This window comes from Rhodococcus sp. PvR099, assembly GCF_017833315.1.
GTDB lineage: Bacteria > Actinomycetota > Actinomycetes > Mycobacteriales > Mycobacteriaceae > Rhodococcus_G > Rhodococcus_G oryzae.
Genome location: NZ_JAFIBV010000001.1, coordinates 4,952,251 through 4,966,697, shown reverse-complemented (window position 1 = coordinate 4,966,697; position 14,447 = coordinate 4,952,251). Strand labels below are relative to the sequence as shown.

The following is a 14,447-nucleotide window of genomic DNA, read 5'->3' as shown; positions in this document are numbered from 1 at the left end:
GGTCGGCCTCAGATTGTCAAATCCGATCGCAGCCGAGGCTCGTCGACCTCCCAGTAACTGTGCTCACGGCCGTCGAGCAGGACGACCGGCAGCCGGTCGCCGTACTCGGCGCGCAGCTCGGGATCGGTCGCCGCGGCCACGTCGACGTCGACCGATTCGAGTTCGAGGCCGAATTCCCCACACAACCGCAGCAGCTGAGTGCGCGCTACGTCACAGGAGCCGCAGCCGGCCCGGGTCAGCAGGGTGATGGTGTGTGCGGGGTCGGTCATGGCTCCACTGTGCCACCGCCACCTGCGCCTTCCGCGGGCCGCCCGCGGAGACGCAAGTCACAGCGGCCACGCGGCGGCGATCCACCCGGTGCGCCCCCGAGGCTGGGGATAGGGTGGGCCGCAGTTGGACGAACACAGGAGGTATGAGTGCCTGGTCGATCTGGTCCGACCGGCTCGGGAGTGGGCGCCGGCTGGCTCGACGCCAAGCGTCCCCGCCGACGCGGCAGGAACCCCTTGGGGCCCAGCGACGCCCAGCTGCGGGCCAGTCTCGCAGGTGAGGCCAGCGCGGACGCCGCCATCGCCTTGCACGAGGCGGCGACGAGCGAGGCCGAGGCGGGCGGCGAACTCGGTGCCCGAGGGACCGAGGGCGGCGTGCCGCTCGACCTGACCGCGGCGGCGTTCTTCGACGTGGACAACACCATGGTCCAGGGCGCCTCGATCATCCACTTCGCCCGCGGCCTCGCCGCCCGCAAGTACATCTCGCTCGCCGACATGGCCAGGTTCGGCTGGCAGCAGCTCAAGTTCCGGGTGACCGGCAAGGAGAACAGCGACGACGTCGCCAGCGGCAAGGAACGGGCGCTGGCCTTCATCGCGGGCCGCGAGACCGCGGAGTTCTCCCGCCTCGGCGAGGAGATCTACGACGAGCTGATCGCCGACAAGATCTGGCCGGGCACCAGGGCGCTGGCGCAGATGCACCTCGACGCCGGTCAGCAGGTGTGGCTGGTGACCGCGACCCCGGTGGAACTGGCCCAGGTCATCGCGAAGCGGCTGGGGCTGACGGGCGCGCTGGGGACCGTCGTCGAGAGCGAGGACGGCAAGTTCACCGGCCGACTGGTCGGCGACATCCTGCACGGCGCGGGCAAGGCACACGCGGTCCGGACCCTGGCCGTGCGCGAGGGCCTGAACCTCAAGCGCTGCACGGCGTACTCGGACAGCCACAACGACGTGCCGATGCTCTCACTCGTCGGCACCGCCGTGGCCATCAACCCGGACGCCGACCTCAAGGAGGTCGCGCGCAACCGCGGGTGGGAGATCCGCGACTACCGCACCGGACGGAAGGCCGCGAAGATCGGCGTCCCGACCGCGCTCGCGCTCGGCGCGGTCGGCGGCGCGCTGGCCGCCGTGATCAGCCGCCGCAAGCACTGACGCAACCGTGCGCGAGTCGTACCCCGGCCGGGGTACGACTCGCGCACGGGCGGCGGAGCCGCTACTCCCTCGACAGCATCGCCGCGGCCGTGTGCTCGAGGTCGATGTAGGCCTCGCCGCTGACGTCCACGACCACCCGGTTCAGCGCGCCGCCGGTGAAGGCCCACGGGGCTTCGCCCGGGTAATCGTCGGTGACCGGTTCGCCGACGTCACGGCCGATGGTGAGCCCGGTGCCGCCCAGGCCGAACACGCCCGGCTGGGTCCGGATCCGGCCCTCCCCGACCTGGTGATCTCCGTAATAAAGGCGGAGCAGTCCTCGCGCGGTGCCCGGCGGGTCCTCGCCGTCCTTGTCGAACGAGGCGCCGAGGACCATCCGGTCGCCGGTGGGCAGCTCCTCGGTTGCGCTGATCCGCTGCTGCTCGCTGCCGAGGAAGTTGTAGACGTAGTGCAGCCGGTTGTCCCGGACGTACAGCGCGTGCCCGCCGAAGCGGCCGCCCTGCGCGAACAGCACCCCGGATACGCCGGGGGACGGCAGGCCGACGAGCGCCCCCAGCGAGTACGAGCGGTTGCGCACGGCCACCGCCACCGACTCGGGCACGGCGGCGCCGCCGGGCCGGTACACATACCGGGTGCGGAGCGGGGCAGGCCGCGGGCGCGGCGTCATGAGGATCTCGACCGGATAGCGGTCGTCGAGCGGCAGCGCCCCGTTGGCGCCCGCCTCGTGGAACCACAGCCCGACCAGTTCCGCGAGCCTGCCCGGCTCGGCGTCGGCGAGGTCGTGCAGCTCGGTGCGATCGACGTCGGTGTTGTAGAGCTCCCAGGTGTCGTCCTGGAAACGACCCCAACCGCTGATCGCCGGATGGGTGGTGACGGCCTTCCAGCCGTCGTGCCAGATGCCGCGGGTGCCGAGCATCGAATAGAACTGGGTGTGCCGAGCGCTGGGGATGCCTGCGGTGTCGAAGCTGTAGCGCATGCTCACGCCCTGGATCGGGTGCTGGGTGTACCCCTTGACCGTCTCCGGCATCTCGACGCCGAGACAGTCGAGCACCGTCGGCATCACGTCGATGGCATGGTGGTACTGATCTCGGATCTCGCCGCGGGCGGCGATCCCCTCCGGCCACGAGATGATGCACGGATCGCACGTGCCGCCGTTGAACGAGTAGCGCTTCCACATCTTGAACGGGGTGTCGAATGCCATCGCCCAGCCGTTCGGATAGTGGTTATAGGTCCGGTACCCGCCCAGTTCGTCGAGCATGGCCATGTTCTCGGCCAGGTCGTCGGGCACGCCGTTGAAGAATTTGTTCTCGTTGACCGAGCCGTCGGGGCCGCCCTCGCCGCTGGCGCCGTTGTCGGAGACCAGCACCACCATGGTGTTGTCGCGCTGCCCGATGTCCTCGAGGTAGTCCAGCAGGCGCCCGATCTGGTCGTCGCAATGCGAGACGAAGCCGGCGTACACCTCGGCCATCCTCGCGAACAGCCGCTTCTCGTCGTCGGAGAGCGTGTCCCAGCGCCGGGTGTGATCCAGCATCGGGAACGGCTGGCCGTCGGGTCCGCGGCGGGACTCCGGGGTGCCGATCGGGTTCAGCGGCGGCAGCTCGGCCTCCGGCGGGATCAGGCCCATCTCCTTCTGCCGGGCCAGGATCTCGTCACGCATCGCCTCATAGCCTGCGTCGAACCGGCCGCGGTAGCGGTCCGCCCACTCGCGCGGCACATGGTGCGGTGCGTGCGCGCAGCCGGGCGCGTAGTAGAGGAACACCGGCCGGTCCGGCGCGATCGTCTTCACGTCGTCGAGGAACTCGATCGCCCGGTCGGTGATGTCGACGCCGAGGTGGTAGCCCTCCTCCGGCCGGGAGGGCGGATCGACCGGGTGGTTGTCGTGGACCAGATCCGGGTGCCACTGGTTGGTCTCGCCGCCGAGGAATCCGTAGAACCGCTCGAAGCCCCGGCCGATCGGCCAGCTCGCCTTGCTGGAGGCCAGGTTCATCTCGTCGGCCGCGCACAGGTGCCACTTGCCGACCATCGCGGTGCTGTAGCCGCGTTCGACGAGTACCTCGGCGAGGGTGGCGCACTCACCTGGAACATGGGCGTTGGCGCCGGGGAACCCGATCGACGCCTCGCTGATGCAGCCCATGCCGTTGACGGTGTGGTTACGGCCGGTGAGCAGACAGGAGCGGGTCGGCGAGCACAGGGCGGTGGTGTGCCACTGGCTGTAGCGCAGCCCGCCGGCCGCGATCCGGTCGATGTTCGGCGTCTCGATCGGACCGCCGTAGCAGCTCAGCGCCCCGAAACCCAGGTCGTCCAGCACGATGTACAGCACATTCGGGGCGCCCTGCGGCGCCCTCGGCTGCTCGTACGGGCCCCAGTCGGGAACCGAGTCACGAATGTCGAGGTTGGTGATCCCGCGGAATGACCTGGCCATGGTGTGGCTCCCTGTCGAGCCCCCCGTCCCACCAAAGCACAACGACGGGGCGATCACCAGGTCCGCCAGGGGACCCGGCGATCGCAACGCGGGCTCGCTTGTCGGACAACCGATCCCGGACGAGACTCCCCGATTCAGCCCAGGAACACGTTGCGCCGCTGGGCGAGCAGCCGGTACAGGGTCTGCTGAATGGTCTCCCGAACGTGGTCGGTCAGCTCGAAGGTCACCATCGGGTCCTCCGCGCACACCGCGTCGTAGGAGTCGGTCTGGATCGGCTCACCGAACTCGATGTACCACTTCGACGGCAACGGGATCAGTCCCAGCGGACCCAGGTGCGGGAAGAACGGCGTCACCGGGAAGTAGGGCATCCCGAGCAGCCGCGCCAGGGACTTGAGGTCGCCGATCTTCGGGTAGATCTCCTCCGAGCCGACGATCGAGCACGGGATGATCGGGGCGCCGGTGCGCAGCGCGGCGCTGACGAACCCGCCCCTGCCGAAGCGCTGCAGCTTGTACCGCTCGCTGAACGGTTTGCCGATCCCCTTGAATCCCTCGGGGAAGACCGCCGCCACCTCGCCGGTCCGCAGCAACCGCTCGGCATCCGGGTTGCAGGCCAGGGTGTGTCCGGCCTTGCGTGCGATGTTGCCGACGACCGGCATCTCGAAGGCGAGATCGGCGGCGAGCATCCGCAACGGGCGATGCGCCGGATGGTGGTCGAACATCGCCACCGAGGTCATCAGCCCGTCGATGGGGACCACGCCTGCGTGGTTCGCGACCACCAGCGCACCACCCTCGGAGGGCACGTTCTCGATCCCGCGCACCTCGACCCGAAACCAGCTGTCGAACAGCGGTCGGAGTATCGGCAGCCAGACGTTCTCGGTGAAGTGCGGGTCGAAGCCGAATTCGTCGACCTGGTAGTCGCCGGTGAGCCTGCGGCGGAGGAACTCCGCGATCGCGACCACCGGGTCGGCGACCAGGTCCCTGGCCGACTCGAGCACCACACCGGGCAGCGACGGCGACGCCTGCTGCGGAACACCGAACAGCGGGCGCGGCTCGGGCAGTGATTCGCCGCCCTGCGGCACGCCAGGCGCGGGCCGAGCCCGCCGCCCGGCGGCGTCGTGCAACGGGATCACCTTGGCCACATCACTCATTGCTGCTCTCCCCCGACTCCGACCAACTGCTGTACCCGTGATTCGACCGACCGAAGCCAGTCCTCGCTGATCATCGGGCTGATCCCGGCCCCGTTGATCAGATCGTCCAGTCCCTGCATCGTCGTCCACCGCGGCTCGAAGCCCAGTTCCGCCCGCATCCGGCCGGTGTCGAACCCACAGCCGAAATGGAAGTAGTCGAGCTGCTCCTTGGTGAAGTCACGCATCGAGGGTCCCATCAGTGCCCGCCCGAGGGTCCTGAACAGCTGTGAGGGCACCGGCACCGCGAGGCCACCCGCCCGCCGGACCGCCTGGGAGAGCATCACGACGCCGTCCGCCGCGATGTTGAAGGTTCCCGCTGGACCGGAGACCGTGGCGAGCTCGAGTGCGGCCAGCGCGTCCTCCTCGTGCAGGAGTTGCATCCGGGGATCCCGGCCGAGGACCGTCGGCACCACCGGCGAGTTCAGGTACCGCGACACGGGCCCGCTCATCCGCGGACCGATCAGCGGCGCCATCCTGAGCAACGAGACCGCGATCTCCGGCCGTCTGCGCCCGAGGCTGCGCGCGTATCCCTCGATCTCGATGATGTCGCGGGCGAACGCGCCGCGCGGGGGCGTGCGGGCACTCATCTCCTCGGTGAACTTCGCCGGGTCCCGCGCGCTGCCGCCGTAGACCGCACCGGACGAGCGCACCACCACCTTGCGGACGTCAGGAGACTTCTGGCACACCGCGAACAACTGCATGGCCCCGAGGACGTTCATGTCCTTCATGGCGGCCCGGCTGCCGGACTTCGGGGCCTTGGGGATCGAGGAGGCGTGCACCACGGTGTCGACCCTGGCGTTGCGGATCACCTTGCCGATGAGCGGGTTCCTGATGTCGGCCCGTACGAACTCCGCGCGCCCCATCCGCCGCAGCATGTCCTTGCTCGGCGACACGGCGTCAACGGCGATGACCCGCTCGATGTTCGGATTCTGCGCCAGCCTGGCCACCAGGTACCCACCGAGGAACCGGCTGGCGCCGGTCACCAGCACCACACCGGGCGGCTGCACTCCGCGGTCGCTCATTACCTCCACACCCCACCCCTGCCTCTCGGGCCACACCTGCGAGCCTAGCCACACCCGGCCGGAACCGCACGGCTCTTAACGAGTCCGAAACACCTGTTTACCTGCAATTTTACGACCCCGAAGGAGGAATATTCATCCTCCCGATGCTGGACGTACGCCTAGTCGCCCCCGAATGCAGCGATGCCCGCCACCTCTCGGTGACGGGCATCGGAGGGACTGGGTCCCACACCTGCGAACTCGGCGATCTACTTACCGAGCTTCCTACGCTGCACTCGCGTCCTACGAAGCAGCTTGCGGTGCTTCTTCTTCGACATGCGCTTGCGTCGCTTCTTGATCACTGAACCCATGGCGGGTATCCCTCACGTTCTTCTCTAGCGGTCCTGCGCACGCCGGTGACGTACGCGTGCGTTACGAATCTGGCGCTCGGCCTCGTATCTGCTAACCCAGCGCCTGATGACACCGGCTGGCTGGCACGACAAGTGATCATCGTACCGGTGCGGCCTCGCTCCGCAGAAACCGAGCTTCCGTTATCCCCCGGATACCGCATCCGGGGGACATCAGGACCGGTTCAGCCCGCGTCGAAATACGAGGTTTCCAGGTAGTCGTGCACCGCCTTCGCATGCACTCGAAATGACCGGCCCACCCGCACCGCGGGCAGCTCGCCGTTGTGCACCAATCGGTACACCGTCATCTTGGAGACCCGCATCAGCGCCGCCACCTCGGCGACGGTGAGAAACTGCGTGCCGCCGACCATGGGTTGACCGTCGGGGTTGGACCCCTTCGACTTACTTGTAGACACCATTAATCCACATACCTCCGGCACGTCTCGCGCCGCCGGCTTCCCCTCCGGCGGAACAGACACGCACGTGCTGTAATCAGCTTAGCGGGACGGATGGGGTTACAGCGACGGGTGTGGAGTACCAATATCTATTCGGTACCTCCACCGAGAGCGGCGGACCTGCTCTTCGCCGCCACCAACGCTTCGTAGAACGCGGTCCGGACCCCGCCCCGCTCGAGCTCGCGCAATGCGGCCGCGGTGGTGCCACCCGGCGACGTCACGGCGGCACGCAGATCCGCGGCGGACTCGCCGGACCGGTCGAGCATGGCCGCCGAGCCGAGCATCGTCTGCACGACCAACTCGGTCGCGGTGGCCCTGGTCAGGCCGATGCCGACACCGGCGTCGACCATCGCCTCGGCGATCAGGAAGAAGTAGGCGGGCCCGGACCCGGACACCGCTGTGACCGCGTCCATCTGCGATTCCGCGACCGCGATCACCTTGCCGACCGACGCGAGGATGTCGGTGACCAGCGCGAGGTGCTCCGCCTTCGCGTACCGCCCACCGGCGATCGCGCTGACCCCCTCGCCCACCAGCATCGGCGTGTTGGCCATCACGCGCACGACAGGGAAGCCGGCGGGCAGCTTGGCCTCGTACCGGGACGTCGGCAGGCCTGCCGCCAGCGTGACCACCAGCTGTTCGCGGTCGCCGTCCAGCTCGACCGACGTCAGCTCGGCCATCACGGAATCGACGTCGTTCGGCTTGACCGCGATGACCACGACATCGGCACCCTCGGCGGCATCCGCGATCGTGGTCGCCCTGATCCCGAACAGGGCGGTCAGCTCGGCCGCCCGCGCGGGGAAGGACTCCGCGACGACCAGATCCTTCGGCGCGCGACCCGACTGAAGCAGACCCGCGATCAGCGCCTCGCCGATCCTGCCGCCACCGATCACTGCAATTCTCGTCATGCCCGCAAGCCTGCCATGTAGCCGTCGGGGGGCCGCGACGGAGGTCCGGCCCCGGTCAGCCCTTCGGGATCATGGCCAGCTGACGGCTCTGCACCACGGCGTGCCCGGCCTCGTCGAGGACGAGATGGTCCTCCTCGAACCAGGTGTCGCCCAGCACGGTGGCGCTGGCCATCACCCGCAGCCATCCCGGCGCGGGGAGCCGGCGCAGGTAGGTGGTCAGCTGGACGGTCGGCGCCCACCCGAACATGCCGCGGTTCATCGTCACCGGGGCGCTGATGTCGCCGGTCATCAACGCGAACAGCACCGCGACGTCGGTGTCGACCTCGTCCTCGGCGAACGGGCGCACCCACATCCGGTTCACCGGGTCACCCTGCTGCCCGGACAGGAACAGCGCGGCGGACGGATCGACCCGCAGGTCGCAGCCCTTCGCGACGTGCACGATCTGCCCCATCGGATGGTCGGGGGTGATGTGGACGGCGTCGGCGGGCGGCACGGCGGGCAGATCGGCCAGCGCGAGGGGCTCCTGATGCCGCGGGTCGGCGATGTCCGGCACACCGAGCGTCACCGCCGCGGACACCGCGACCTTCTCACCCTGCATCAGGTCCACGTCGACCAGGCACACCTGCCTGCCGCGCTTGCGCACGGTGGTGATCAGCCGCACCTCGCCGGGGTCGGGTGCGTTGAGGTAGCTGGCGCTGACCGCGATCGGCTGCATGGCACTCGTGTCGACGGGCCGGGCCGCGCCTGCCTCCTCGCGCGGCGCCCGGATCACCTCGCGCGCGGCAGCGGCGCACAGCGCCATCATGCAGCCGCCGTGCACCTTCGGCCCGATGGTCCAGATCGGGTCGATCAACGCGGCGAAGGCGCCGCCGCCCAGGTCCGTCAGCGTGGTCAGGTCCGCGAAGGGGCGGGTCGAGGTGAGGGTGGCGGGCGGGGTCATCGGGTTTCCTCTCGGGGGTCCTGTGCGCTCGGCGGAGCGATTCCGGCCGGCGGGAAGCTTCTGGAAGCGATGTCCTGGTGGGCGAGCCTGCGCATCGCGGCGATCACCGGCTCGTAGATCGCGGTGCCGAGCACGGCGTACTCGACGGCCGCCTGGGTGGATCCGGTCGGCATCAGCGCGAGGTCGACCTCCGCGATCCCCATGATGTGCCTGCCATAGGCGTCGATGCGTTCGTCGGTCATCGGGATGCCGACGTCCTCGACCGCCTTCAGCGCCCGCTCGAGCTGTCCGACCGCAGGGAAGGCCGGGTCGTAGACCTGCCCCAGCCGTTCGAGCAGGCGACGGGCGCGAGGCTGCTCGCGCGCCTCGGCATCCGCGGCCTCGTCCGGGTATGGCGGCAGCGTGGCCACCGCCCGCCCGAGGGTGTCGTAGAGCCCGTCGACGGGCTCGTCGGTCAGGCGGATGATCGCGCGGATCTTGTGAATCGGCAGCCCCGCCCCCGCCAGCGCCTTGATCAGCGCGAGCCGCCGCAGGTGCTCGGGACCGTAGCTGGACTGGGTCGCGCTGGTCGGTTCGCCCGACATCAGGACGCCCTCGCGCAGGTAGTACTTGATCGTCGCCAGCGGGAGACCCGACCGCTCGACGAGCTCGGAGACGCGCATCGGTCCTCCCGGTTGACGGAAAGTTTGGATACTTCTACTATCCAACTACTGGATAGTAACGCTATCCAGGCAATCCCGAGAGTACCCCCCGACCCAGGAGACCCGCTATGGACCCCATCCTCACGATCGTCGTCGGCGTCACCCTCCTCACTGTCGTCGGTATCGCCTTCGGGGGCACGTTCATGCTCCGGATCGTCACCGGGAAACAGGGCGCCAACGCCCTGCAGAAGTCGATGTTCCGCGCCGGGCACGCACACGCAGGGGTCCTGGTGACCCTCGGTCTCGTGGTCGCCCTGCTCACCCAGGCCGCGGGCGTCTCGCCTGGGTGGTCGGCCTCGGGTTCGATCCTCGTGCTGTCAGCGGCGATCTTCGTCCCCGCCGGGTTCTTCTTCTCCGTGATCGGCACTGATCCCGTCCGCCCGAACGCCTGGATGCGATCGGTGTGGGTCGGCTTCGGGGTGCTGGTCGCCGGGCTCATCGTCGCGGGGATCGCGGTGATCACCGCGGGCGTCGGCGCGCTCTGACGACCGTCGCTAGGACCGGGCGCCCACCGACAGGTGTTCGCGGGCGAAGGCGAGCGACTGCGCGAGCATCGACGACCGCTCGGCCTGGGTGCGCGCGTTCTGGGTGTTGATCTCCAGCACGGCCTGTCCGTCGAAGCCGCTGTCGACGAGGTGCCTGCACAACTGCGCACACGGCTGATTGCCGTGCCCGGGGATCAGGTGCTCGTCGACCGACGCGCCCCGCCCGTCCGCCAGGTGCAGGTGGGTCAGGCCCGAACCCATCCGCCGAGCCAGGTCGAGGGCGTCCATGCCCGCCGTCGCGGTGTGCGAGAGGTCGAGCGTGTAGTGCGCGTGATCGCTGTCGGTGGGGTCATAGCTCGGCGCGAAGGCGGACACCCCCGGGCCGGGCCCGCCCCGCTTCTCGAGCCGTTCGGCCGACTTCGCGCGCTTGCCCCAGAAGCGATCCGCTCGCATCGGGAACATGTTCTCCACCGCGACCGCGACGTCGCTGCGCTCCTCGAGCTCGCGCACCTGGTCGGCGAAACCCTCGGAGTACTTGCGCTGCCAGCGGAACGGCGGGTGCACGACCACGGTGCGCGCGCCGAGTGCTTCGGCGGCGCGGACCGACTTCTCCAGCTTGGCGGCCGGGTCAGCGCCCCACACCCGCTGCGAGATCAACAGGCACGGGGCGTGCACGGCCTGCACGAGAACGGCGTACTTGCGGACCAGCGCCTTGACCGCGTCCAGGTCCTGGCTCACCGATTCCGCCCAGACCATCAATTCGATGCCGTCGTAGCCCAGTTCGGCGGCGTACTCGAACGCCGCCTCGGTGTTCTGCGGATAGACCGAGGCAGTCGAGAGTCCGACGAGGATCTTGCGTGTCCCGGTTCGAGTGCCGTCCATCGCCACCCTCGGTCAGGTCGTGAGCAGGAAGGCGAGCGGACCGATCGTCACGAACACACCGACGATGATCGCGATCAGCAGGCTCACCATGTCGTCGGTCTGTCGCAGGATCCGGACCACCGCCACCAGGCCGGCGATCACCAGCACCGCGAGGACCAGCGCCACCCAGGGCAGCACGTCCCACAGCTTCTCGAAGCCCTTGAACAGCAGCCCACCGACCAGCAGGGCGACGATGCCCTGACCGATCAGTACCGCCCACTCGCGGGCCGCGTGCTTGTCGTCTCGATCGGAGGGCGCGTCCTCGACCGCTTCGTCCGGCTCCCGATCCGCGAGGTCCTCCGGCTCCGCGGAGCCGGGCACCGAGTCCTTGCGCGCCGCGCCGTCGCGCACCGGGACCTCGGGCGCCGATTCCCTGAGCGCCTGTTCCTTGAACGTGGACGTCTTCGGCACCACGATCCTCGGGATCTCGCCGGTGACGTGCACCAGCGCCCTGGCCTCCTCCAGCGTCTCCCGACGGGCGGTGCCCGCGGCCCTGGCCTGTCGCATGAGGTCGCCCTCGAGGCTGGACCCGGACAGCATCGCGGGCTCTCGGATGGGGGTGTATGGGACGAACCCGGGGCGCGGGGCGGGCGGAGCCTCCGCGACCGGCATGGCCGCGGTCTTCGGCTGCTCGGCGATCGGGGCGCGCATGGAGGTCTTCGGCTTCTCGGCCTGCGCGGGCTGGGCGTCGACCTGGGTGAGGGCGCCGGACCGGTATTGCGGGGGCAGGGCGGCCGCGGTGGCCGCGGGCGTGACATCGGGAGCCGCGGTCACCCGGTACTGCGACGGCATCACGGGGGCCGGAGGAGCGGGGGGCGCAGGCGCGGGGGTCGGTGTGACGGAGCCGGATGGGGGCGCGACTCGTTCGTACTTCGGAGCCTCGAACTTCGGTGCCTCGACCCTCGGCTCCTCGAACTTCGGTGCCTCGACCCTCGGCTCCTCGAACTTCGGTGCCTCGACCCTCGGCTCCTCGGCCTTCGGCGGCTCGGGAACCGGCGGGATCGTGCGGCGTTCCCTTTCGGGGACGGTGTACCGCGCGACGACCGACGGCACCGGAGTCCGGTCAGCGCGCCGGGACCGGGGCTGAGCGGGAGGCGACGGGGTGACGGCCGGTGCGGGGGCGGGCGCAGGCGCAGGCGGCGTGACCGGCGCGGGCGCGGGAGCGGGCGGCGTGACGGATACCTCGGGCACCTCGGGGATCGTGTGCCGCGAATCCTCGGGAGGCCTGACGACGGGGATCTCGCCGGTCAGTTCGGCGACGCTGATCCCGCCGCCTGCCACTCCCCTACGCCGACGTCCACCGCGGGACTCGACCTGCTGGCCGTTCCTGGCGAGCAGCTCGGCAACTGAGACCTGCCCGGTGTCCTCGGATCCTTCGCTCATCGCGCACTCACCACCAGTTCTCCGCCCATCTCGGTATCCAGCTTCCGCAGGATCAGCCCCTCACGCAGAGCCCAGGGGCAGATCTCCAGCGAGTCCACCGACAGTGCCCGCATGCTTGCCTCCGCAATAAGTGCGCCCGCCACGATCTGCTGGGATCGGTCCGAGCTCACACCCTCCAATTCTGCGCGGTCCGACGTCGTCATCCTAGAAATGAAGGCGATCAGTTGGCGCAGACCGCTGGCAGTCAGTGTCCTCTGTACCCGGGGTCCGGCGGCGGAGGGCGCGGCCCCGGTGAGTCGTGCCAGGGACCGGAACGTCTTGGAGGTCCCGACCACCCGATCCGGTGCGCCCGCGGCACGCAGGGCCTTGGCCGGCTCGACCAGCTCGGCGTCGAGCCAATCGCGCAACACCGCCACCCTGCGCTTGCCGGGCGGGTCGGCCTGCAACCAGTCCCGGGTCAACCGTCCGGCACCGAGCTGGAGGGAGAACGCGACGTCCGGGTCCTCGTCGCCGCCGGAGGCCAGCTCCAGCGAGCCGCCGCCGATGTCGAAGTTCATGATCCGGCCTGCGCTCCAGCCGTACCAGCGCCGCACCGCGAGAAAGGTCAGCCGGGCCTCGTCGACGCCGGACAGCACCTCGAGCGCCACCCCCGTCTCGTCCCGGACGCGGGCCAGCACCGCCTCGGAGTTGGTCGCGTCGCGGACCGCCGAGGTCGCGAAGGCCATCAGCTCGCCGCATCCGGAGGTCGAGGCGATGCTCGCGAAATCCCGCACCGCCGCGACCAGCTTGTCGGCCCCGCCCGCGGTGATGTCGCCGCGGTCGTCGGTGTTCTCGGCGAGCCGCAGCGTCGACTTGGTGGAGCTCATCGGCGTCGGGTGAGCGCCCCTGTGGGCATCCACCACGAGTAGATGAACCGTGTTGCTTCCGACGTCGAGTACCCCTAACCGCACGTGACCACGGTACTGGGTCTACCGTCGAGACTTGTGACAGCAGGCAACACCACGCCCGATTCGAAGATGGAGCCGACGCCGGAAGTCGACCCCGACTTCCCTCGCGAGTGGATCGAATTCGTGGACCCCGCCAACGCCGAACATCTCGTGGTGGCGGACCTGACCTGGCTGCTTTCGCGCTGGACCTGCGTGTTCGGCACCCCCGCGTGCCAGGGCACCGTGCCGGGACGTCCGGACGACGGCTGTTGCTCGCACGGCGCCTTCCTCTCCGACTCCGACGACAAGGCCAAGCTCGACCGGTCAGTGAAGCTGCTCACAAAGCGCGACTGGCAGTTCATGGAGAAGGGCCTTGGCAAGAAGGGCTACGTCGAGGAGGACGACCTCGACGACGAGCCCGCGCTGCGCACCAGGCGGTACCAGGGCGCCTGCATCTTCCTCAACCGGCCGGGATTCGAGGGCGGGATCGGCTGCGCGCTGCATTCGATGGCGCTGCGCAAGGGCATCGAGCCGCTCGAGGTCAAGCCTGACGTCTGCTGGCAGCTGCCCGTCCGTCGCACCCAAGACTGGGTGGAGCGGCCGGACGGCTCGCAGATCCTCAAGACCGTGATCACCGAGTACGACCGACGCGGCTGGGGCGAGGGCGGCGAGGACCTGCACTGGTACTGCTCCGGATCGCCCGACGCACACGTCGGTTCGAAGCCGGTGTGGCAGAGCTACGCCCCCGAGCTGACGGAGCTGCTCGGCAAGCCCGCCTACGAGGAGCTGGCCAAGCATTGCCGTCGCCGCGCGGGGCTTGGCCTGATCGCCGTGCACCCGGCGACCACCGCCGCGCAGGAGAAGGCCGACCAGCCCCGACCGTAACGGCCGGTCTGCGTTGTCCCGATAACGGATCAGGAGGGTGCATCGGCCCTCCCCGTCGTAGGGGGATGCTCATGTTCACTCGCACACTCGCAACGGCCGCGCTGGTCGTCGGCGCCGCACTGACACTGGCCCCTGGCGCGTCGGCCGCCGAGCCCGACGACCCGTACGGCTTCAACGCGGTCCGCGACCGGACCGACTATTTCGTCGCGCCCCTCGACGCCGGTGCGCTGATCGGCCCGAACACCTATAAGCCGATCATCCTCAGTCCGTACGGCGCCACCCGCAAGATCGAGTGCCGCGGCGACGGTCACTACGTCCAGATCCACGAGTGCAAGCAGTACGACACGAACAACGTCGCGCACGACCTCCAGCTGGTCGCCAACCCGATCCGCCCGGTCTACGTCTACAACCCGTTCTAGC

Annotated in this window: 16 protein-coding genes; 4 read left to right on the top strand and 12 right to left on the bottom strand. The window is 69.5% G+C overall.

The window, feature by feature from the left end; translation table 11 throughout:
* Positions 1 to 8: 8 nt before the first annotated feature.
* On the bottom strand, positions 9 to 269 hold the full coding sequence (locus JOE46_RS23095) for a glutaredoxin family protein (RefSeq protein WP_097210268.1): 261 nt from the start codon (positions 267 to 269) through the stop codon (positions 9 to 11).
* Positions 270 to 416: 147 nt separating this feature from the next.
* On the opposite strand from JOE46_RS23095, the gene JOE46_RS23090 reads away from it, so the two are divergent.
* Positions 417 to 1,415, top strand: a complete 999-nt coding sequence (locus JOE46_RS23090) for an HAD family phosphatase (protein ID WP_097210267.1) — start codon at positions 417 to 419, stop codon at positions 1,413 to 1,415.
* 61 nt (positions 1,416 to 1,476) lie between these two features.
* Here the strand turns inward: JOE46_RS23090 and JOE46_RS23085 are convergent, their stop codons facing one another.
* From JOE46_RS23085 to JOE46_RS23050, 8 genes are all read right to left on the bottom strand, one after another.
* The gene (locus JOE46_RS23085) at positions 1,477 to 3,834 is read right to left on the bottom strand and encodes an arylsulfatase (RefSeq protein WP_209928620.1); all 2,358 of its coding nucleotides are present in this window, start codon (positions 3,832 to 3,834) and stop codon (positions 1,477 to 1,479) included.
* A gap of 134 nt (positions 3,835 to 3,968) precedes the next feature.
* Entirely contained in the window at positions 3,969 to 4,982 is a 1,014-nt protein-coding gene (locus tag JOE46_RS23080; RefSeq protein WP_097210265.1) for a lysophospholipid acyltransferase family protein, read from the bottom strand.
* Positions 4,979 to 6,043, bottom strand: coding sequence for an NAD-dependent epimerase/dehydratase family protein (locus JOE46_RS23075; RefSeq protein ID WP_097210264.1), 1,065 nt, complete (start codon positions 6,041 to 6,043; stop codon positions 4,979 to 4,981). The genes JOE46_RS23080 and JOE46_RS23075 overlap by 4 nt, the downstream gene beginning before the upstream one ends.
* A gap of 245 nt (positions 6,044 to 6,288) precedes the next feature.
* A complete protein-coding gene (locus JOE46_RS23070) occupies positions 6,289 to 6,390 on the bottom strand; it encodes a 30S ribosomal protein bS22 (RefSeq protein WP_003402602.1) in 102 nt (33 codons plus the stop codon).
* Positions 6,391 to 6,611: 221 nt separating this feature from the next.
* Positions 6,612 to 6,845 (bottom strand): helix-turn-helix domain-containing protein, encoded by a 234-nt coding sequence (locus JOE46_RS23065; protein ID WP_077040650.1) that lies wholly within the window; start codon positions 6,843 to 6,845, stop codon positions 6,612 to 6,614.
* 125 nt (positions 6,846 to 6,970) lie between these two features.
* Positions 6,971 to 7,786, bottom strand: a complete 816-nt coding sequence (proC, locus tag JOE46_RS23060; RefSeq protein ID WP_209928619.1) for a pyrroline-5-carboxylate reductase — start codon at positions 7,784 to 7,786, stop codon at positions 6,971 to 6,973.
* Positions 7,787 to 7,841: 55 nt separating this feature from the next.
* On the bottom strand, positions 7,842 to 8,726 hold the full coding sequence (locus JOE46_RS23055; protein WP_209928617.1) for a thioesterase family protein: 885 nt from the start codon (positions 8,724 to 8,726) through the stop codon (positions 7,842 to 7,844).
* Positions 8,723 to 9,388, bottom strand: a complete 666-nt coding sequence (locus tag JOE46_RS23050) for a MerR family transcriptional regulator (RefSeq protein ID WP_097210261.1) — start codon at positions 9,386 to 9,388, stop codon at positions 8,723 to 8,725. The genes JOE46_RS23055 and JOE46_RS23050 overlap by 4 nt, the downstream gene beginning before the upstream one ends.
* Positions 9,389 to 9,495: 107 nt before the next feature.
* Between JOE46_RS23050 and JOE46_RS23045 the strand changes: the two genes are divergently transcribed.
* A complete protein-coding gene (locus JOE46_RS23045; protein WP_097210260.1) occupies positions 9,496 to 9,912 on the top strand; it encodes a hypothetical protein in 417 nt (138 codons plus the stop codon).
* 9 nt (positions 9,913 to 9,921) lie between these two features.
* On the opposite strand, the gene JOE46_RS23040 is transcribed toward JOE46_RS23045, so the two are convergent.
* From JOE46_RS23040 to JOE46_RS23030, 3 genes are read right to left on the bottom strand one after another with little or no spacing between them, the layout of a single operon-like run.
* Positions 9,922 to 10,794, bottom strand: a complete 873-nt coding sequence (locus tag JOE46_RS23040) for a sugar phosphate isomerase/epimerase (protein WP_209928614.1) — start codon at positions 10,792 to 10,794, stop codon at positions 9,922 to 9,924.
* Between the two features lie 12 nt (positions 10,795 to 10,806).
* Positions 10,807 to 12,216 (bottom strand): hypothetical protein, encoded by a 1,410-nt coding sequence (locus JOE46_RS23035; protein ID WP_209928613.1) that lies wholly within the window; start codon positions 12,214 to 12,216, stop codon positions 10,807 to 10,809.
* Positions 12,213 to 13,166 carry a Ppx/GppA phosphatase family protein gene (locus JOE46_RS23030; protein WP_077040644.1) on the bottom strand — a complete coding sequence of 318 codons (954 nt, stop codon included), beginning with the start codon at positions 13,164 to 13,166 and terminating at the stop codon, positions 12,213 to 12,215. Before JOE46_RS23030 ends, JOE46_RS23035 begins: the two co-directional genes overlap by 4 nt.
* A 66-nt stretch (positions 13,167 to 13,232) precedes the next feature.
* Here JOE46_RS23030 and JOE46_RS23025 point away from each other — a divergent pair, with 66 nt between their 5' ends.
* The gene (locus tag JOE46_RS23025) at positions 13,233 to 14,027 is read left to right on the top strand and encodes a hypothetical protein (RefSeq protein ID WP_097210257.1); all 795 of its coding nucleotides are present in this window, start codon (positions 13,233 to 13,235) and stop codon (positions 14,025 to 14,027) included.
* A gap of 71 nt (positions 14,028 to 14,098) precedes the next feature.
* Positions 14,099 to 14,446 (top strand): hypothetical protein, encoded by a 348-nt coding sequence (locus JOE46_RS23020; RefSeq protein ID WP_143548379.1) that lies wholly within the window; start codon positions 14,099 to 14,101, stop codon positions 14,444 to 14,446.
* The last annotated feature ends 1 nt before the right edge of the window (position 14,447 follow it).

What these genes read in the sequence shown, in the direction of transcription:
- JOE46_RS23050 (WP_097210261.1), bottom strand. Translation starts at nt 9,388, where the DNA reads ATGCGCGTCTCCGAGCTCGTCGAGCGGTCGGGTCTCCCGCTGGCGACG.
- JOE46_RS23020 (WP_143548379.1), top strand. Translation starts at nt 14,099, where the DNA reads ATGTTCACTCGCACACTCGCAACGGCCGCGCTGGTCGTCGGCGCCGCA.
- JOE46_RS23080 (WP_097210265.1), bottom strand. Translation starts at nt 4,982, where the DNA reads ATGAGTGATGTGGCCAAGGTGATCCCGTTGCACGACGCCGCCGGGCGG.
- JOE46_RS23040 (WP_209928614.1), bottom strand. Translation starts at nt 10,794, where the DNA reads ATGGACGGCACTCGAACCGGGACACGCAAGATCCTCGTCGGACTCTCG.
- JOE46_RS23075 (WP_097210264.1), bottom strand. Translation starts at nt 6,043, where the DNA reads ATGAGCGACCGCGGAGTGCAGCCGCCCGGTGTGGTGCTGGTGACCGGC.
- JOE46_RS23065 (WP_077040650.1), bottom strand. Translation starts at nt 6,845, where the DNA reads ATGGTGTCTACAAGTAAGTCGAAGGGGTCCAACCCCGACGGTCAACCC.
- JOE46_RS23070 (WP_003402602.1), bottom strand. Translation starts at nt 6,390, where the DNA reads ATGGGTTCAGTGATCAAGAAGCGACGCAAGCGCATGTCGAAGAAGAAG.
- JOE46_RS23055 (WP_209928617.1), bottom strand. Translation starts at nt 8,726, where the DNA reads ATGACCCCGCCCGCCACCCTCACCTCGACCCGCCCCTTCGCGGACCTG.
- JOE46_RS23085 (WP_209928620.1), bottom strand. Translation starts at nt 3,834, where the DNA reads ATGGCCAGGTCATTCCGCGGGATCACCAACCTCGACATTCGTGACTCG.
- JOE46_RS23025 (WP_097210257.1), top strand. Translation starts at nt 13,233, where the DNA reads ATGGAGCCGACGCCGGAAGTCGACCCCGACTTCCCTCGCGAGTGGATC.
- JOE46_RS23095 (WP_097210268.1), bottom strand. Translation starts at nt 269, where the DNA reads ATGACCGACCCCGCACACACCATCACCCTGCTGACCCGGGCCGGCTGC.
- proC (WP_209928619.1), bottom strand. Translation starts at nt 7,786, where the DNA reads ATGACGAGAATTGCAGTGATCGGTGGCGGCAGGATCGGCGAGGCGCTG.
- JOE46_RS23035 (WP_209928613.1), bottom strand. Translation starts at nt 12,216, where the DNA reads ATGAGCGAAGGATCCGAGGACACCGGGCAGGTCTCAGTTGCCGAGCTG.
- JOE46_RS23045 (WP_097210260.1), top strand. Translation starts at nt 9,496, where the DNA reads ATGGACCCCATCCTCACGATCGTCGTCGGCGTCACCCTCCTCACTGTC.